The following is an 18,779-nucleotide window of genomic DNA, read 5'->3' as shown; positions in this document are numbered from 1 at the left end:
AGCTCCTGCGGTCACCGTTCCCTTTCGACGACCACAAGGATGCGCCATGTCATTCCGTTCCACACCGCTGTTGCTGGCCACCTCGTTCGCCGCTGCGGGCCTGTGCCTGGCCGGCAGCGCGTTCGCCCACGGCACGATGACCACGCCGGTCAGCCGCGTCTATGCCTGCTTCCAGGGCAATCCCGAGAACCCGACCAACCCGGCCTGTGCCGCGGCCAAGGCCATCGGCGGTTCACAGGCGTTCTACGACTGGAACGGCATCAACCAGGCCAACGCCAACGGCAACCATCAGGCCGTGGTGCCCGACGGGAAGCTGTGCAGCGGCAACAACCCGACCTTCCGCGGCCTGGACGTGAACCGCAGTGACTGGCAGACCACGCCGATCCAGGCCGATGCCAATGGAAAGTTCACTTTCGTGTTCAAGGCGACCGCACCACACGCCACGCGCGACTGGCGCTTCTTCGTCACCCGCGAAGGCTGGCAGCCGGGCAGCCCGCTGCGCTGGGCCGACCTGCAGGAGTTCTGCACGCTGGGCAATACGCCGCTGTCGGCCGACGGCACCTACAAGCTTCAGTGCACGTTGCCGCAGCGCACCGGCCAGCATGTGATCTACAACACCTGGCAGCGCTCGGATTCGACCGAGGCGTTCTATACCTGCATGGACGTGCGCTTCCAGGGAGGCGGAGGGGCCGCACCGGCACCGCAATGGCAGGACGCCGGCCCGGTCACTGCACGCAGTGAGCTGCCGGTTGGCACGACGCTGGCGCTGCGCGTGTTCAACGCCAACGGCAATGACGTCGAACGTGTGGAGGCCACCCTGGCCAGCGGCCAGACCGCACCCGCGCAGTGGCCGTTGGTGCTCGCCCGCAAGGTCAATGCCAGTGCCCAGCACGCGCGCGTGGGCGTGCTTGCCAATGGCGTGATCACGCCGACCGCCTCGGCCACCGACAACCGCGTGTACCTGAAGGACGGCAACCGCTTCCAGCTCGATACCCAGGTTCCCGACCCGGGTACACCGTCACCGGGCGGTGATTTCGACCACGTGTACCCGGCGGGCATCGGCAGCTATGTGCCGGGCCAGACCGTGGTGAAGGGCAGCGACGGCAAGCTGTACGCCTGCCGCCCGTTCCCGGAAGGTGCATGGTGCAACGTCAACGCCGAGGCGTACCGGCCGGGTGTGGGTGCGGCCTGGCGCGATGCGTGGATTGCATACTGAGACCGGGTACAGGGAACGGTGGCAGAGCGCCGTTCCCTGCATAGCGTGAGACGCACCAGCGCGTGAGTGTGAAGCCGTTCCCATGTGCAACCACGCGATGCTTTTTTCAACGTAATCCGATGGATGCGGGCGGGCGGGATGCCGAGACTTCGCGGGGTTTCACCACCCACAGGAGATCTCCATGCATCTGTCACACCGGACTGTCATCGCGCTGTCTGTGATCGCAGGCATTGCCACCTCTGGCAGCGCGTTCGCCCACGGCACCCTGTCCACACCCGCCAGCCGTGTCTATGCCTGTTACCAGGGCAATCCCGAAAATCCGACCAACCCCGCCTGCGCTGCCGCCAAGGCCATCGGTGGTGCGCAACCGTTCTATGACTGGGCCGGGATCAACCAGGCCGAGGCCAATGGCAATCACCAGGCCGTCGTGCCCGATGGCGAGTTGTGCAGCGGCGGCAACCGCAAGTACCGCGGCCTGGATCTGAACCGCAGTGACTGGCAGACCTCGCCGATCCGTGCCGACGCCCGTGGCCGCTACACGTTCGAGTTCAAGGCGCCGGCCCCGCATGCCACCCGCGAGTGGAAGTTCTATGTCACCCGCGATGGCTGGCAACCGGGCAGCCCGCTGCGCTGGGCCGACCTGCAGGAATTCTGCACGCTGGGCAACGTGCCGGTCTCCGGCGACGTCTACAAGCTGGACTGCCCGCTACCCAAGCGCAGCGGCCAGCACATCATCTACAACACCTGGCAGCGCTCGGATTCGGGCGAGGCGTTCTATACCTGCGCAGACGTGCGCTTCGAGGGGGGCGGTGGTGTGACCCCGCCGCCGCAGTGGCAGGACGCGGGTCCGGTCACTGCCCGTGGTGCGCTGGACGTGGGCACCGTCCTGACCCTGCGGGTCTTCAACGCCCAGGGCAACGATCTGGAAAGCCCGCAGATCACCCTTGCCGCCGGCCAGACCGCTGCGAACCAGTGGCCGCTGGCACTGGCCCACAAGGTCAATGGCACTGCGCAGCAGGCGCGCGTGGGGGTGATGAAGAACGGCGTGATCACGCCCGTCGCCTCGGCTACCGGGAACCGCGTCTATCTGAAGCCAGGCCACCTGTTCCAGCTCGATACCCGCGTGCCGGATCCGGTCGATCCGATCGATCCGCCGCCGGCTGACGACTACGACTTCGTATACCCCGCGGGTATCGGCAGCTACACGCCGGGCCAGACCGTGGTGAAGGGCACCGACGGCAAGCTGTATGCCTGCCGCCCGTTCCCGGAAGGCGCCTGGTGCAACATCAATGCAGAGGCCTACCGCCCGGGTACCGGCTCTGCCTGGCGTGATGCCTGGATCGAGTACTGAAGGCAGGGCACCGGGGGCGGCGTGGGGTCGCCTCCGGTTTCCAGGGTTGCCGGCCAGCGGCCGGCACTACCGGGGTTCGTGCGGTTGCTGGCCAGCGGCCGGTACTACCGGGGTTCATGCCGTTGCCGGGCAGCGGCCGGTACTACCGGGGTTCGTGGGGTTGCCGGCCAGCGGCCGGCACCAGCCGGACCTATTTGCTGCTGACGTACTTCTCGCGGCGGATCTGCGGGTTGCCCAGGCCGGCGGCCTTCAGCAGCTCGGCGCAGGCATCGACCATGTCCGGGTTGCCGCACAGGTAGGCGATGTCCGTGGCCGGGTCCGGCGTGAAACCGGCCAGCGCCTGCTGCACGTAACCGTGCTGCACGTCCGGATGCGGATCGGCGGGCAGTTCGCGCGACAGGCACGGAACATAGCGGAAGTTCGGGTGTTTTTCGGCGAAGCTGTAGAAGTCCTCGCTGTACAGCAGCTCGCCCGGGCTGCGCGCGCCCTGCAGCAGCACGATCTGCGCACCACGTTCGGCCATGGCCTTTTCCAGCAGCGGCAGCATCGAGCGGTACGGGGTAACGCCGGTACCGGTGGCGATCAGCAGGTAGCGGGCATTGTGGTCACCGGGATTCAGGCAGAAGCGGCCGTAGGGGCCGGACGCACTGATCTGGCCGCCGTGCTCCAGCGCCTCGAACAGCGCGGTGGCGGCGCCACCGGGCACGAAGCTGACCGCGATATCCACCGCCTCGCCCGGGCCCAGTGCGTGGTCGTGAATGGTCGCCAGCGAGTAGCTGCGCTTGGTTTCGGTGCCATCGGCGTAGCTGAAATGGACCTGGATGAACTGGCCGGGCTGGAAATCCAGCGGCTGCCCATCGTCACGCACGAACTGGTAGTGGCCGACGGTCGGGGCCAGCATGCGGCGGCCGACCAGCTTGAGGGGGAATTGAACAGGCACGACTTTTCGGGACAGTGTGTAGCCGGGGCAAGCCCTCGGGGTCTTCTATAATAGCCCCTCCCCGCCCCTCTCCAGCGCCAGCCCATGGGCGCGAAGGCTTCGAGCTTGGCATCCCAGAACGATACGGCGCCCGCCCTGCGCGTGCGCGACCTGCGCAAGACCTACGACAACGGCACCCAGGCCCTGAAGGGGGTTTCCCTGGAAGTGGCCCCGGGCGACTTCTTCGCCCTGCTGGGCCCCAACGGTGCCGGCAAGTCGACCCTGATCGGCATCATCAGCTCCCTGGTCAACCTCAGCGAGGGCCAGGTGGAGGTGTTCGGCAGCGACCTGGTGCGCAACCGCAGCGCCACCATGCGCCTGATCGGGCTGGTGCCGCAGGAAATCAACTTCAACCTGTTCGAAAAGCCCTTCGACATCCTGGTGAACTACGCCGGCTTCTACGGCGTGCCGCGCGAGGAAGCGGAGCAGCGCGCCGAAGAGGAACTGAAGCGGGCCCACCTGTGGGAAAAGGCGCAGGTGATGAGCCGCACGCTGTCCGGCGGCATGAAGCGCCGGCTGATGATCGCCCGCGCAATGATGACCCGCCCACGCCTGCTGATCCTGGATGAGCCGACCGCCGGCGTGGACATCGAGATCCGCCGCGACATGTGGCGCGTGCTGAAGGAGATCAACGCTGCCGGCACCACGATCATCCTCACCACGCACTATCTGGAAGAAGCCGAGTACCTGTGCCGCCACCTGGCGATCATCAACCATGGCCAGATCGTCGAGCAGGGGCCGATGCGCACCCTGCTGGCCAAGCTGGACGTGGAGGGCTTCCTGCTGGACATCGACGGTGACCTGCCGGCGCAGCTGCCGGTGATCGAGGGCGCGACCCTGACCGCGCCGGACCCGCACACGCTGGACATCGACATGCCGCGCGCAATGGACCTCAACCGCGTGTTCGCCACGCTCAACGAGGCCGGTATCCGCGTGCGTTCGATGCGTACCAAGAGCAACCGCCTGGAGGAGCTGTTCGTGCGCCTCACCGGCAACCTGGAGAAGCCTGCATGAGCACCACCGAGCTGACCGACGGCCAGCGCAACCGCATCGCACTGATGACCATCGTGCGCCGCGAAGTCGCCCGCATCATGCGCATCTGGGGCCAGACCCTGGTGCCGCCGGCGATCACCATGACCCTGTACTTCCTGATCTTCGGCAATCTGATCGGGTCGCGCGTGGGTGACATGGGCGGCTACACGTACATGCAGTTCATCGTGCCGGGCCTGGTGATGATGAGCGTGATCCAGAACAGCTACGGCAACATCAGTTCCTCGTTCTTCGGTGCCAAGTTCGGCCGCCACGTGGAAGAGCTGCTGGTCAGCCCGATGCCGAACTGGGTGATCCTGTGGGGCTACGTGGCCGGCGCCGTGCTGCGCGGCCTGATGGTGGGCGTGATCGTGCTGATCATCGCGATGTTCTTCACCCCGGTGCGCATTCCGCACCCGCTGGTGATGCTGACCACGGTGATCCTGGGCGCGACGATCTTCTCGCTGGCCGGTTTCATCAATGCGGTGTATGCGAAGAAGTTCGACGACGTGGCGATCGTGCCGACCTTCATCCTGACCCCGCTGACCTACCTGGGTGGCGTGTTCTATTCGGTGAAGCTGCTGCCGGGCTGGGCCGAAGCGGCCACGCACGCGAACCCGATCTTCTACATGGTCAATGCGTTCCGCTATGGCCTGCTGGGCAGCAGCGATGTGCCGCTGCCGGTGGCCTATGGGTTGATGATCGGCTTCGTGGTGGCGCTGACGGCGCTGGCGTTGTGGCTGCTGCGCCGTGGCGTGGGCATGCGCAGCTAAGGGTGGCCTGCAGGGCCTGCGGCCCTGCACCCGCCGAATCAACGTCAACTTCAACGGCAACGGCAAAAGCTGGCATTCCTTGGGATGGCGGGGTGGGTCCGATTGCGGGGGACGCCGTAAACCCATCCCTGGGGGCTTGGCCGCGGCATCCATGCCGCGGACACCCCCGCAATCGGCCCCACCCGGCCTTCGACAAATTCCGGCGATCTGCCGGGATGTCGTTCTGCGCTGCTGTTGGTAGGTGTCGACCTTGGTCGACACGATGGATCGACGCCATGCGTGGATGGAGCTTTCACGGCAAAGCCGATGTTCCGCTTTTCTCGTTCGGGATTGCAGCTAGGCTGTGGCGATGAAGATCACTTCCATTGCGCTGGACAAAGCCGTGTCGGACGGCCCCATCGATGCCTTCAGCCATGCGTTGCTGGGCGATTCACCCACGCTGGATGAGGTGCTGGAATACCTGGCCTCGCGGCACGCGGCTGATCCCCGGTATCGCTACCTGTGCACGCTCGATGATGCCGGCCAGTGCCGCTACACCAGCATGCACGCGTCAGACGACGCGCGCATCGCGCTCTACGAGGACGAAGACCCGGCAACCCCCGACGATGCGTTGGCGGCACGCGGGCGGTTGCTGGCGCATGTGGTCGCGCAGCTCGAGCATTCCTCTCATCGGCTGGAATGGAGCGCGCTGGCGGGCACGCTGATGTGCAATGACGCAGACATCGAGGCATTGGTCGCGGCCAATGCCGCACCGGACCCCATCGTCGACGAGGTGGTCTGCGTGCAACAGGTGCCCGTGGATCGTGACGACCTGCTGATCGCCGCCCTGCCCAACGGCTACTTCAGCGCGGACTGGAACATCTTCCAGAACCACGCCCTGATCCGGCACCTGCAAAAGCACCACGACTACCGCCTGTTCGGGCTTGGCGCATCGTGGCTGGGCTTCCAGCGTGACAGCGCGCCGTCGCCTGCGGAAGCGGACGCTCTGGTCGCGGACCTGCAGCGCGTCTACGCTGCCGGAACGCACGACACCTGGTCACAACTGGCTGCAACGCTGTCCTCCCGCACCACGCTTCTATTGGGATACACCGAAGGCTTCAGCGAACAGCTGCCCTGAGCGCGGTTCTACACGCGCTCGCGCAGCGAGCGGCCCGCTTCCGCTCCTGATCTGTTTTCCGTGGTGGCCGCACCCGGCCAACCCCACTGAACCGTGCTTCCCGCGAACCACCACGAGGGGCACCGCCGTTGGCCGCGATCTCCGGCACAATCGAAATCCTGATTCCCCAGAACACGGTGAACGTGCAATGCGCATCCTGATCCTCGGCGCCGGCGGTACCGGCGGTTACTTCGGTGGTCGCCTGGCCCAGGCCGGTGTGGACGTGACCTTCCTCGTGCGCCCCGCGCGTGCCGCCCAGCTGGATCGCGACGGCCTGGTCATCCGCAGCCCGCTCGGCGATGCCAGCTTCCCCGTGCAGCATGTCACCGCTGATGCACTGCCCGCATTGGCCGCGCAGAAGCCGTTCGACCTGGTCATCCTCAGCTGCAAGGCCTACGACCTGGACAGCTCGATCGACGCCATTGCCCCGGCCGTGGGCGCAGGCACCACCGTGCTGCCGATCCTCAACGGCCTGCATCACTACAACGCACTGGACGCGCGCTTCGGCCGCGACGCCGTGCTTGGCGGCCTGTGCTTCATCAGCGCCACCAAGGCCCCCGACGGTGCGGTGCTGCACCTGGGCAAACCGGCCAAGCTCACCTTCGGCGAGCGCGACGGCGGCGCGGCCTCGGCGCGCGTACGCGCCTTCGCTGCGGTCTGCGCGCAGGCCCATCTTGATCACCTGGCCAGCGAACACATCGGCCAGGAACAATGGATCAAGTACACCTTCCTGACCGCGCTGGCGGCGGCGACCTGCCTGCTGCGCGCCGACATCGGCACCATCGTTGCCACCGATGATGGCGAGGCGATCGTGCGCGGCCTGTACGACGAATGCCTGGCCGTGGCCGAAGCCGCCGGCGAACCGGTTCCCGAGGCCGCGCAGGACACCGCGCGCGGCACCCTGACCCAGGCCGGCTCGGCACTGAAGGCATCGATGCTGCGTGACCTGGAAGCCGGCCAGCAGGTGGAGGCCGAACAGATTGTCGGCGACATGCTGGCCCGCGCGCGCAAGGCCGACCAGGAAGCCCTGCTGCTGCAGGTCGCCTACAGCAGCCTGCAGGCCTACCAGGCACTGCGCGGCGCGTGAGCTTCATCTCCGCCGCCAGTGCATTGCCCTCGCGGGTGCTGATCCTCGGGCTGGGCTGGAGTGGCTGTGCGCTGGCCCAACATCTGCAGGCATTGGGCGCATACGTCGCCGGCACGGTACGCGATCCCGCATCGGCACCACGCGATGGTCTGCGTCGCCATCCGCTGGGTGCCGATGCCACGCCATCGCCCGCCCTGCTCGATGAGATCGCGCAGGCCGAGGCCGTGCTGTGCAGCGTGCCACCCGATGCCGATGGCGATCCTGCACTGCGCCTGCTGTTGCCCGCGCTGCTGGCCAGCCCGGCATTGCGCTGGGTGGGCTACCTGTCGTCCACCTCGGTGTATGCCGACCGCGCCGGCGGCTGGGTCGACGAGCGCAGCGCAGCCGATGCCACTGAAGCAGCCGGCGTGCAGCGCCTGCGGGCCGAAGCGCAATGGCGTGCGCTTGCAGGAGAACGCGGCATCGCATCGGCAGTGTTCCGCCTGCCCGGCCTGTACGGGCCGGGGCGCAATGCGCTGCTGCAGCTGGCGCAGGGACGTGCCCGCCACGTAGTGCGTCCCGGGCTGCTATTCAACCGGCTGCACGTGGATGACCTGGTGACGGTCGTTATCGCGTCGATGCAGCGGCCGTGCGTGGATGGCCTGTATCTGCCGGCCGATGACGAGCCGGCACCGCCGCAGGAGGTACTGGCCTTCGCCGCGCAGCTGGGCGGGTTTGCGATGCCACCTGCCGTGGCATGGGACGACCCTGCGCTCAGCCCGACCCTGCGACGCTTCTACCAGAGCAACAAGCGCATCGACAGCCGTGGCACGCGTGAAGCACTGGCGTGGGCGCCGCGGTTCCCCAGCTACCGTGAGGGCCTGCGCGACCTGCTCCGGTAGTGCCGGCCACTGGCCGGCAATCAACCGTGTTGCCGGCCAGCGGCCGGCAGTACCATCAACCTGCGCCGGGCAGGCGGAAGAACGTACGCGCCGCGGCCGTTGCATTCGCGGCGGTAACTGCCACGTCCTCGCCACGGTCACGCGCCAGTTCTTCCACGATGTGCGAGAGAAACATCGGTTCGTTGCGGCGGTCCTTCGGCATCGGCTTCAGCGTGCGCGGCAGCAGGTACGGTGCGTCGGTCTCGATCATCAGGCGGTTGGCCGGGATGTTCTTCACCAGTTCGCGCAGGTGCGCGCCACGGCGCTCGTCGCACAGCCAGCCGGTGATGCCGATGTACCAGTCCTGGTCCAGGTAGTCGAACAGCTCGTCACGCTCACCGGTGAAGCAATGCACCACCGCCGGGCCGATGCGGCCTTCGAAGTTCTTCATCTGTGCCATGAAATCGGCATGCGCATCGCGCTGGTGCAGGAACAGGGGCTTGCCATTGTCCGCGGCCAGCTGCAGCTGGCGCTCGAACGCGCGGTGCTGGGCCGGGCGCGGCGAGAAATCGCGGAAGTAGTCCAGCCCGCACTCCCCCACCGCCACTACTTCCGGGTGGGCATGCAGCGCGCGCATTTCGGCATCGCATTCCTCGGTGTATTCCACCGCGTGGTGCGGGTGCACGCCGGCGGTGGCGTACAGGAAGCCGGGGTGCTGCTGGGCCAACTGCAGGGCCAGTGGCGAGTGCTCGCGGCTGGCACCGGTGATGACCATCTGCACCACGCCGGCCTGGCGCGCGCGGTCCAGCACGGCATCGCGGTCGCGGTCGAAGGAGTCGTGGGTCAGGTTGGCGCCGATATCGATCAGGTGCATGGTCATCGCGGGGGGAAAGTGCCCGCGCATTGTACCTGCGCCTGCCGTGGCCCCTTATCCTTTGCATATGAACGCCCCGCTCTTCCCGATTTCCCCGCTGCTGCCACAGATCCAGCAGCAGCTGGCCGTGCAACCACGGCTGGTGCTGGAGGCCCCACCTGGCGCCGGCAAGACCACCCAGGTGCCGCTGGCGCTGCTGGATGCACCGTGGCTGCAGGGCCGCAAGATCATCCTGCTGGAACCACGCCGGGTCGCCGCGCGCAGCGCGGCGCTGTTCATGGCACGGCAGCTGGGTGAGGAGGTCGGCGGCACGGTCGGCTACCGCATCCGCTTCGAGAACAAGGTATCCGCGCGCACCCGCATCGAGGTGGTCACCGAGGGCATCCTGACCCGGATGCTGCAGGACGACCCGATGCTGGAAACCGTCGGCGCGATCCTGTTCGATGAATTCCACGAGCGCCATCTCAGTGGGGATCTGGGCCTGGCGCTGGCGCTGGACGTGCAGGCGCAGCTGCGCGACGACCTGCGCCTGGTGGTGATGTCGGCCACGCTGGACGGCGAGCGGCTGGCACGCTTCCTCGATGCGCCGCGGCTGAGCAGCGAGGGCCGCAGTTATCCGGTGGCGATCAGCCACTTCCCGGCGCGCCGCGACGAAGCCCTGGAACTGCAGGTCCGGCGCGCGGTGCAGCAGGCACTGGCCGAGCACCCCGGTGACCTGCTGGTGTTCCTGCCCGGCCAGCGCGAGATCGCGCGCGTCCAGGCTGGTCTGCAGGAATCGCTGGATGCCGGCGTCGAAGTGCTGGCGCTGCATGGTGAACTGCCGGTGGAACAACAGGCGCGCGTGCTGCAGATGGCCAGCGATGGCCGCCGTCGCGTGGTGCTGGCGACCAACGTGGCCGAGTCGTCGGTGACCCTGCCCGGCGTGCGCGTGGTGATCGACAGCGGCCAGGCGCGCGAGCCGCGCTACGACCCCAACAGCGGCTTTACCCGGCTGGACGTGGTCGCCATCGCCCAGGCGTCGGCCGACCAGCGCGCGGGCCGTGCCGGTCGCGTGGCCGAGGGCGTGGCCTGGCGGCTGTGGCCGCAGTCGCAGCGGCTGGAGCCGCAGCGCCGCGCCGAGATCGACCAGGTGGAACTGGCCGGACTGGCGCTGGAACTGGCCGCGTGGGGCAGCAGCGACCTGCGCTTCCTCGACCCGCCACCGGCCGGCCCGATGGGTGCGGCGCGCGAACTGCTGCAACGCCTGGGTGCACTGTCGGACTCGGGCGCGATCACCGCACTCGGGCGCCGTGTACTGGCGCTGGGTACGCACCCGCGGATGGCGGCGATGCTGCTGGCAGCGCCCGATGCCCGCGCGCAGGCGCTGGCCGCCGATCTGGCCGCCCTGCTGGAAGCGCGCGACCCGCTGCGCCAGGGCGGTGACGCGCTGGCGGCCCGCTGGCGCGCACTGGCCGCGTTCCGCACTGGCCGCGCGCCGGGCGATGCCAACCGCAGCGGGCTGGCCGCCATTGATGCCGCCGCCAAGCAGTGGCGTCGCCGCCTGCGCTGCGAGGCTACGCCGCCGGCCAGCATCGAGGCGCACGAACTGGGCGATCTGCTTGCACACGCCTTTCCCGACCGGATCGGTTTCCAGCATCCCGGCGATCCGCTGCGCTACCTGCTGGCCAATGGCCGCAGCGCGCGCCTGCACGAACTGAGTGACCTGCGCGGTGAGCCGTGGCTGGTGGCCAGCGAACTGCGCTTCGAGGCGCGCGATGCGCTGCTGCTGCGTGCCGCACCGGTGGACGAAGGCCAGCTGCGCAAGGCATGGCCGGAGCGCTTTGTCACCGAAGACGTGGTGCGCTGGGACAGCGAGCGACGCGCCCTGGTGGCGCTGCGCGAGACCCGTTTCGACCGGATCGTGCTGGACAGCCGCTCGGCCGGCCGGGTCGATCCGCAGCACGCCGCGCAGGCGCTGACCGATGCGGTGGCCGAGCTCGGCCTGCAGGCGCTGCCGTGGACCGAGGGCCTGCGCCAGTGGCAGGCACGGGTGGAATCGCTGCGGCGCTGGATGCCCGAGCTCGGCCTGCCCGACTGCAGCGACGATGCCCTGCTGGCCACGCGCGCACAATGGCTGCAGCCCGCGTTCGCCGGCAGGACGCGACTGGATGCGCTGGATGAATCCAGCTTCGGCGAGGCGCTGAAATCGCCACTGGAGTGGTCACAACGGCAGTTGGTCGAGCGTCATGCGCCGACCCGCATCACCGTGCCATCCGGACTGGAGCGGCCGATCACCTATGCGCTGGACAGCGAGAGCGGCGATCCGCTGCCGCCGGTGCTGGCGGTGAAGCTGCAGGAACTGTTCGGCCTGGCCGACACGCCGCGCATCGCCGATGGCCGCGTGCCGCTGACCCTGCACCTGCTCTCCCCCGGCGGCCGCCCGCTGCAGGTCACCCAGGATCTGCGCAACTTCTGGGAAAGCACCTACGCCGAAGTGAAAAAGGAGATGAAGGGCCGTTACCCGCGCCACCCATGGCCGGATGATCCGTGGACGGCGACGGCCACGCACCGGGCCAAGCCGCGCGGAACCTGATTGGTAGTGCCGGCCGCTGGCCGACAGCGCCCTGGCGGAGAGCATTGCCGGCCAGCGGCCGGCACTACCGGGTGCGGAGCCTGCCTGATCCTGAATGGCTGCGGTAAAGTCACACCACGTGCGTCCCCGACTGACATACCGTTTACGGGCAACACGCGACACTGGACTTCGACCCGAGGCAAAGGACCCCCGCATGAGCAAGCTGACCGTAATCACCGACCGCGCTCTGGAGCGCGCCCTGGAGCTGGCCCACACCGCCGGCGATGGCCTGAAGAGCGCCGGTGGCAGCCTGCGCAACGCGGACTGGATCAAGACCGGCGCCGCCCTCGGCGCAGTGAAGACCGGCGGCAAGGTCGCCACCAAGTTCGCCCGCCGCAACCCGGCCGTGACCATTGCCGCGGCTGCCGTCGGCGTCGGCCTGCTGGGCTATGCGCTGTACCGCAAGCAGCAGAAGAAGAAGGCTGCCAATGGCCACGTGGTGAATGGGCAGGCGCAGCGCATCCACGCACGCGACCGCCGCAACGACACCGTGGTGGACGAGCACAGCGATATCGGCAGCGACGCGTGAGTGTGACCGACCGGGTCAGAGCCCTTCCTGCGGAAGGGATCTGACCCCGAGCCAGGGCCGGATGCCGCGAGGTATCCGGCCCTTTCTGTTTCAACCGATCTGCCGCCACTGCCCCGGCTGCAGGTCGTCCAGCCGGTAGGGCCCCATCGCCACCCGCACCAGCCGCAGCGTTGGCAGGTTCACTGCCGCGGTCATCCGCCGCACCTGGCGGTTGCGGCCCTCGCGGATCGTGATCGCCAGCCAGGCATCGGGCACCGTCTTGCGGAAGCGCACCGGCGGATCGCGTGTCCACAGCGACGGCGCCGGATCGAGGCGCTCGATCTTCGCCGGCAAGGTCGGCCCGTCATTCAGCTCCACCCCATCGCGCAACCGTTGCAGCTGCTCATCGCTGGGCGTGCCTTCCACCTGCACCCAGTAGGTCTTGTCGGCCTTGTGCTTCGGGTCGGTCAACGTGTGCGCCAGCGTGCCGTTATCCGTCAGCAGCAGCAGGCCTTCGCTGTCATGGTCCAGGCGACCGGCGGCATACACGCGCGGCGGCAGGCCGAACCCGGCCAGCGTCGGTCGCGGCGGTACGCTGCGGTCGGTGAACTGGCAGAGCACGTTGAAGGGCTTGTTGAAGGCGATCAGCATTGCGAGCACGGCAGTCGGCGGGTGGCGCATTGTCCCATGCCGCGCCACGCGCCACTCGGCTGTAGAGCCGAGCCCATGCTCGGCTCATCGCGCACAGCACGGCGGAACGCAACAGCAGCCGAGCATGGGCTCGGCTCTACAGAGTCAACATGCGCCAGCCCGGCACCCCTCTTACGGCTTGATGAAGCGCAGGGTCATGCGGTCGCTTTCGCCGATCGCCTGGTACTTCGCATCATCGGCCTTGTCGTGCTGGTTGGTCGGCGGCAGCGTCCACACGCCGTTCGGGTGGTCCTTGGTGTCGCGCGGGTTGGCGTTGACCTCACTGCGCGCGTCCAGCTTGAAGCCGGCGGCCTCGGCCATCGCGATCACCTGCTGCTGGCCGACATAGCCGGTGTCATCGTCGTCGGCCACGTCGGCCTTGGCGCGGTGCTCGACCACGCCCAGCACGCCGCCCGGCTTGAGCACGTTGAAGAAGCCCTGGAACATGCCCTGCGCCTGGCCGGCCTTGCGCCAGTTGTGCACGTTGCGGAAGGTCAGCACCACATCGGCTGAACCGGCCGGGCCGAACACCGGCTTGGCCGGATCGTAGGCCACCACGGCAGTCTTGCCGAACTGTGCCGGTGCAGCGGCGTACTTCCTTTCCAGGCTGTCGCGGCTGCGCTGCTGGTAGTCACGGCCGCGGCCTTCGGGCACCGCCATCGGATCGACCACCGCAGCAACGTAGTGGCCCTTGTCGTGCAGCAGCGGCGCCAGGATCTCCGAGTACCAGCCGTTGCCGGGGGTGATCTCGATGACGGTCTTTTCCGGCGTCACCTTGAAGAACGACAGCGTCTGCGCCGGGTGGCGGAAACCGTCGCGCTTGACGTTGTTGGCATCGCGGGTGGGCGCCTTCACCGCCGCGTCGATGGCCGGCGACACCTGGATCTTCGCCGGCGCGACCGTGGCCGGTGCGGCAAACGCGGGAACAGCGGCAAGCAGGGCCGAAGCAAGCAGCAGGCGGCAACCACGCAGGGACGAAGCAGGCATCATCGGAGCGACTCCAGCGGAAGATGCGGCGAGACTAGCAGCCGCGGCGCCCCAGGTGTTCACAAAACGTTAGCCGCGTGCGTATCGCGGAACACTGTTTTGTGGTCGCCGCCGCAGCACGGTCACACTACGCGTTCTATTCTGGAGCACTTCCCCCAAGGAGTCCGTGCCCATGACGGCAACCCGCGAACTGGGCCGTTCCGGCCTGCATGTACGTCCGCTCGCCTTCGGTGGCAACGTGTTCGGCTGGAGCGCCGATGAGAAGGCCAGCTTCGCCCTGCTCGATGCCTTCGTCGACGCCGGCTTCAACCTGGTCGACACCGCCGATGTGTATTCGGCCTGGGTGCCGGGCAACGCCGGCGGCGAATCGGAAGCGCTGATCGGCAAGTGGTTCGCGCGCAGCGGCAAGCGCGACAAGGTGGTGCTGGCGACCAAGGTGGCCAAATGGGCCGAACGTCCCGGCCTGACCCCGGACAACATCAATGCGGCCGTCGAGGATTCGCTGCGCCGCCTGCAGACCGACGTGATCGATCTGTACCAGGCCCACGAGGATGATGAGTCGACGCCACTGGAAGCGACCCTGGCCGCGTTCGGCCGCCTGATCGAAGCCGGCAAGGTGCGCGCCATCGGTGCCTCCAACTACAGCGCCACGCGCCTGGCCGATGCGCTGAAGGTGTCCACCGACTACAAGCTGCCGCGTTACGAAACCCTGCAGCCGGAGTACAACCTGTACGACCGTGCCAGCTACGAGAAGGAGCTGGAACCGCTGGTGCAGCGCGAACAGATCGGCGTGATCGGCTACTACGCCCTGGCCAGTGGCTTCCTCAGCGGCAAGTACCGCACACCGGCCGATGCGGCCAAGAGCCCGGCACGTGGCGAAACGGTGGTGAAGCGCTATCTGAACCCGCGCGGCCTGCGCATCCTGCAGGCGCTGGATGACGTGGCCAGCAAGCACAATGCCAGCGCCGCACAGATCGCACTGGCATGGCAGATCGCGCGGCCGTCGATCACCGCGCCGATCGTCAGCGCCACCAGCGTCGAACAGCTGCACGATCTGCTGGCAGCGGCCAACGTGTCGCTGAGCGTGCAGGATGTCGCGCAGCTGGATGCCGCCAGCGCCGAAGCGTGAGGCCCGGTAGTGCCGGCCGCTGGCCGGCATTGCACAGCAGCGAAGAAAATAATTGAACAAAATGGTTGCACGCGACTAAATCGTGGTTTATCGTGCGCACCTCGTTTCAACAACCACTGGAAACTTCCCTTGAACGCGCATTCCGTCGCCATCGCCAAACTGCTGCCATGCCTGCGCATGGACGGGCTGGCGCGCGCGTTCGGCAAGGAAGACCAGCTGACAACGGCCTGATACCCGCCCTGCGGAGATCGGCCACCCCGATCTCCGAGGCCTGACGACGCCCTCGGAACGCAAGTCCCGGGGGCGTTTTCGTTTGCGTCGGCACAAGGACCCGCGATGCCAGAACTGCACCCCGCGCGGCAACCCGCCGCTCACTGACCCAGGTTTCTCCCGCCCCGCCGAAGGATTTACTTCGCGCGATCGGCTGCGCCTGGACATTATCTGCATCGCATCAAAACATTATCGCTCGTCGATAATGTCGGTGGCCTGCACCCTCGATTCTCCAACGGTCCCGTTTCAACCACGGGCTGGTGCGCGCGGCGTTGCCGTGGCGTATGCCGGAGGTCGCGGACATGCCATCGCCTGGATCGCCTGCTGGAGGCGGGCGCCGGTTCGCCGGTACGCGGTTCGATTCCGCGCGATCCCCAACTGGATAGCTCAGTAGGGTAGAGCAACGGATCCTGATTCCGTCTGTCGTGGGTTCGACTCCCATTCCAAACCACATGACCTGTCACGTCATGACTTGAAGCAACACCCGGGGCGCAAGCCCCAGCGGCCATCGTCGCCGTCCACCGCCATCGCCTTCGGGCGGGGCGTGGAAGGCAACGGACCTCACGCCGGGCCCCGGCCCGCCGCCACTGCCAGCCACGTTCCGCACCGGTGCTGCCTGCCGGGAACGACGATGGCAGCACTGCCGGCGCATCGAAGGCTCCGCGCGCGGACCGTCCGCCGATGGCCGCCCTCTTCCGCTGCCTGCACGTGATGTGCAGGCAGCCTCGCCACGACCGGATCGACCCGGGTCATGGCGATTCATCCGCAACGGGTCGAACCACCAGAGCCATACAAGGAGAGACTCCCATGTTCTGGACCATCAAGGTCGTGATCGGCGACGGCGAGCGCGGCCTGGTGTATCGCAACCGTCGTTTCCAGCAGATCCTGCTGCCGGGCGTGCACCGCCTGTCGCCGTTCGGCGGCCGGCCGCACGTGGACATCCACACTGCATCGAAGGGCGCGGCCTACACCGGCAGCGACCAGGACAGCCTGATCGAAGCGCTGGGCGCACAGCTGGACACGCACTTCGTGCTGGCCAACGTCGGCGCCAGCGAGGTCGGCCTGTTGCTGCGCAACGGCCGCATCGATGAAGTGCTGCCGCCGGGCAGCCGCCGTCTGTACTGGCGCGGTTCGGTCGATACCCAGGTGCAGGTAATGGCGTTGGGTGACGAGCCGCGCATCCCGGCGGACGTGCAGCAACGCCTGGGCCAGCTGGGCGTGCTGCCGCGTGTGGCGGTGATCAGCACCGTGCCAAGCGAGTCGGTCGGCCTGCTGTTCATCGATGGCACGCTGCGGCAGACGCTGGACGCCGGCCTGCACGCGTTCTGGAACTTCAACGGCAACGTGTCGGTGGAGCGTGTGGAACTGCGCGCACGTTCACTGGACGTGTCCGGCCAGGAACTGCTCAGCCGCGACAAGGTGACCCTGCGGGTGAACCTGGCCGCGACCGTGCAGGTGGTCGACCCGGTGCGTGCGCACCGCACGCTCAGCAATGCCGATGAGTTCGTCTACCGGCAGCTGCAGTTCGGCCTGCGCCAGGCAATTGCCGCGCGCAGCCTGGACGAGCTGCTGGGTGACAAGGCGGCACTGGACGGCGAGATCGCTGCGCATGTGCAGGCGGCGATCGAAGGCCACGGCGTGCGGCTGCTCGGCGTGGGCATCAAGGACGTGATCCTGCCGGGCGAGATGAAGGAGATCCTCAACGGCGTGGTGCTGGCCGAGAAGCAGGCCCAGGCCAGCGTGATCCGTCGACGCGAGGAGGCCAACGCCACGCGTTCGCAGCTCAACACCGCAAAGCTGATCGAGGACAACCCGGTGCTGATGCGCTTGAAGGAGCTGGAGGCACTGGAGAAGGTCACCGAGAAGATCGACACGCTCACCGTGTTCGGCGGCCTGGATGGCGTGCTGAAGCAGCTGGTGACGATCAGGTAGGGGGTAGCGGTGGCGCAGGGACGCGCCGCCGGCCCATCAAGGACATTCAGGAAGACATGGACACTCAACAGAACTATCAATGGCTGCATGCCGAGGGCACCACGCCGATCAAGGGCTGGGTCAACGGTGTGCCGCTGGAAGCGCAGGCGCATGAGCAGCTGCGCAACATCGCTGCGATCCCGTTCGTCGGGCCGTGGGTGGCCGTGATGCCGGACGTGCACCTGGGCAAGGGCGCGACCGTCGGCTCGGTGATCCCGACCCGCGGGGCGATCATCCCGGCCGCGGTCGGCGTCGACATCGGCTGCGGCATGGCGGCGGTGCGTACCACGCTGCGCGCCGATGACCTGCCCGATGACCTGCGGCAGCTGCGCAACAGCATCGAGCGCAGCATTCCGGTGGGCAACGGGCGCGGCGGCGAGCATCACCGCATGCCCGACAGCATCCACACCCGGCTGGTGCAGTCCGGGCTGGCCGCCGGCCTGGAGAAGATCAAGGACAAGCACCGCCGCATCCGCACCGACAAGCTGGACCGCCAGCTGGGTACGCTGGGCGGCGGCAATCACTTCATCGAACTGTGCCTGGACGAGACGGACACGGTGTGGGTGATGCTGCACAGCGGATCGCGCGGCACCGGCAACCTGATCGGCACCTACTTCATCGAGAAGGCGCGCGAGGAACTGGCCCGGCGCGTGCTCGGCTTCCACCTGCCGGACAAGGACCTGGCGTTCTTCATGGAAGGCGAGCCGCTGTTCGATGACTACGTCGAAGCCGTGTCGTGGGCGCAGGACTACGCCCGGCAGAACCGCGAGGCGATGATGTCGCGCGTGCTGGCCGAGATGCGCCACCGCTTGCCGAAGTTCCAGCTGGCAGCGATGGCGGTGAACTGCCACCACAACTACGTGCAGAAGGAGACGCACCACGGCCAGGAACTGCTGGTGACCCGGAAGGGGGCGGTGAGTGCGCGCGAAGGCGAGCTGGGCATCATTCCCGGCAGCATGGGCACGCGCAGCTACATCGTGCGCGGCAAGGGCAACGCCGACAGCTTCCACAGCTGCAGCCACGGTGCCGGCCGGGTGATGAGCCGTGGCACGGCGCGCCAGCAGATCACGCTGGCCCAGCACCGCGAGGCCACCGCGCACGTGGAATGCCGCAAGGACAGCGGCGTGCTGGACGAGTCACCGGCCGCGTACAAGTCGATCGACGATGTGATGGCAGCGCAGCTGGACCTGGTCGAGGTGGTGCACACCCTGCGCCAGGTGCTGTGCGTGAAGGGGTAACGGAGCGGTGCCGGCCAAGGCCGGCCTCTACCAGAGCAGCACGTCGCGTC

General features: G+C 67.7%; 16 protein-coding genes and 1 tRNA gene. 13 read left to right on the top strand and 4 right to left on the bottom strand.

Annotated features, from left to right (window positions below):
- Positions 1-46 precede the first annotated feature (46 nt).
- Together AC5P98_RS19545 and AC5P98_RS19540 are read left to right on the top strand one after the other, a co-directional pair.
- Positions 47-1,216 (top strand): lytic polysaccharide monooxygenase, encoded by a 1,170-nt coding sequence (locus AC5P98_RS19545; RefSeq protein WP_049404906.1) that lies wholly within the window; start codon positions 47-49, stop codon positions 1,214-1,216.
- A gap of 181 nt (positions 1,217-1,397) precedes the next feature.
- Positions 1,398-2,567 carry a lytic polysaccharide monooxygenase gene (locus tag AC5P98_RS19540; protein WP_049404905.1) on the top strand — a complete coding sequence of 390 codons (1,170 nt, stop codon included), beginning with the start codon at positions 1,398-1,400 and terminating at the stop codon, positions 2,565-2,567.
- A gap of 190 nt (positions 2,568-2,757) precedes the next feature.
- Here AC5P98_RS19540 and AC5P98_RS19535 read toward each other — a convergent pair whose 3' ends face one another.
- On the bottom strand, positions 2,758-3,507 hold the full coding sequence (locus tag AC5P98_RS19535; protein ID WP_014648809.1) for a ferredoxin--NADP reductase: 750 nt from the start codon (positions 3,505-3,507) through the stop codon (positions 2,758-2,760).
- 84 nt (positions 3,508-3,591) lie between these two features.
- Between AC5P98_RS19535 and AC5P98_RS19530 the strand changes: the two genes are divergently transcribed.
- From AC5P98_RS19530 to AC5P98_RS19510, 5 genes are all read left to right on the top strand, one after another.
- Positions 3,592-4,560 carry an ABC transporter ATP-binding protein gene (locus tag AC5P98_RS19530; protein WP_005411567.1) on the top strand — a complete coding sequence of 323 codons (969 nt, stop codon included), beginning with the start codon at positions 3,592-3,594 and terminating at the stop codon, positions 4,558-4,560.
- Positions 4,557-5,348 (top strand): ABC transporter permease, encoded by a 792-nt coding sequence (locus tag AC5P98_RS19525; protein ID WP_014038898.1) that lies wholly within the window; start codon positions 4,557-4,559, stop codon positions 5,346-5,348. Before AC5P98_RS19530 ends, AC5P98_RS19525 begins: the two co-directional genes overlap by 4 nt.
- Before the next feature lie 349 nt (positions 5,349-5,697).
- Positions 5,698-6,465: a hypothetical protein gene (locus AC5P98_RS19520; protein ID WP_049406681.1), complete on the top strand. Its 768-nt coding sequence runs from the start codon at positions 5,698-5,700 to the stop codon at positions 6,463-6,465.
- 187 nt (positions 6,466-6,652) lie between these two features.
- Positions 6,653-7,591 (top strand): 2-dehydropantoate 2-reductase, encoded by a 939-nt coding sequence (gene panE / locus AC5P98_RS19515; protein WP_014648812.1) that lies wholly within the window; start codon positions 6,653-6,655, stop codon positions 7,589-7,591.
- Positions 7,588-8,472, top strand: coding sequence for a Rossmann-fold NAD(P)-binding domain-containing protein (locus AC5P98_RS19510; RefSeq protein WP_049406684.1), 885 nt, complete (start codon positions 7,588-7,590; stop codon positions 8,470-8,472). Before panE ends, AC5P98_RS19510 begins: the two co-directional genes overlap by 4 nt.
- Before the next feature lie 55 nt (positions 8,473-8,527).
- Here AC5P98_RS19510 and AC5P98_RS19505 read toward each other — a convergent pair whose 3' ends face one another.
- Positions 8,528-9,325 carry a TatD family hydrolase gene (locus AC5P98_RS19505; RefSeq protein WP_032961515.1) on the bottom strand — a complete coding sequence of 266 codons (798 nt, stop codon included), beginning with the start codon at positions 9,323-9,325 and terminating at the stop codon, positions 8,528-8,530.
- A gap of 67 nt (positions 9,326-9,392) precedes the next feature.
- Here AC5P98_RS19505 and hrpB point away from each other — a divergent pair, with 67 nt between their 5' ends.
- Positions 9,393-11,897 (top strand): ATP-dependent helicase HrpB, encoded by a 2,505-nt coding sequence (gene hrpB, locus AC5P98_RS19500; RefSeq protein WP_049406686.1) that lies wholly within the window; start codon positions 9,393-9,395, stop codon positions 11,895-11,897.
- 193 nt (positions 11,898-12,090) lie between these two features.
- The gene (locus AC5P98_RS19495; protein ID WP_014648816.1) at positions 12,091-12,465 is read left to right on the top strand and encodes a hypothetical protein; all 375 of its coding nucleotides are present in this window, start codon (positions 12,091-12,093) and stop codon (positions 12,463-12,465) included.
- A 90-nt stretch (positions 12,466-12,555) separates the two neighbouring features.
- On the opposite strand, the gene AC5P98_RS19490 is transcribed toward AC5P98_RS19495, so the two are convergent.
- Positions 12,556-13,095 (bottom strand): pseudouridine synthase, encoded by a 540-nt coding sequence (locus AC5P98_RS19490; protein WP_014648817.1) that lies wholly within the window; start codon positions 13,093-13,095, stop codon positions 12,556-12,558.
- 171 nt (positions 13,096-13,266) lie between these two features.
- Complete coding sequence (locus AC5P98_RS19485) at positions 13,267-14,124, bottom strand: class I SAM-dependent methyltransferase (protein WP_046433148.1); 858 nt, start codon at positions 14,122-14,124, stop codon at positions 13,267-13,269.
- Positions 14,125-14,293: 169 nt separating this feature from the next.
- On the opposite strand from AC5P98_RS19485, the gene AC5P98_RS19480 reads away from it, so the two are divergent.
- The 4 genes from AC5P98_RS19480 to AC5P98_RS19465 all read left to right on the top strand — a co-directional run bounded on the left by AC5P98_RS19480 (position 14,294) and on the right by AC5P98_RS19465 (position 18,729).
- Complete coding sequence (locus AC5P98_RS19480; RefSeq protein WP_049406690.1) at positions 14,294-15,250, top strand: aldo/keto reductase; 957 nt, start codon at positions 14,294-14,296, stop codon at positions 15,248-15,250.
- A 648-nt stretch (positions 15,251-15,898) separates the two neighbouring features.
- Positions 15,899-15,971 (top strand) — tRNA-Gln (locus AC5P98_RS19475).
- A gap of 356 nt (positions 15,972-16,327) precedes the next feature.
- The gene (locus tag AC5P98_RS19470) at positions 16,328-17,452 is read left to right on the top strand and encodes a slipin family protein (RefSeq protein ID WP_005411579.1); all 1,125 of its coding nucleotides are present in this window, start codon (positions 16,328-16,330) and stop codon (positions 17,450-17,452) included.
- Between the two features lie 56 nt (positions 17,453-17,508).
- On the top strand, positions 17,509-18,729 hold the full coding sequence (locus tag AC5P98_RS19465; RefSeq protein WP_049406694.1) for an RtcB family protein: 1,221 nt from the start codon (positions 17,509-17,511) through the stop codon (positions 18,727-18,729).
- Positions 18,730-18,779: the final 50 nt, after the last annotated feature.

The organism is Stenotrophomonas sp. YJH_SMC_135, assembly GCF_059372355.1.
Note: the sequence above shows the minus strand (reverse complement) of the source record. Positions and strands in the feature narration are given on the sequence as shown.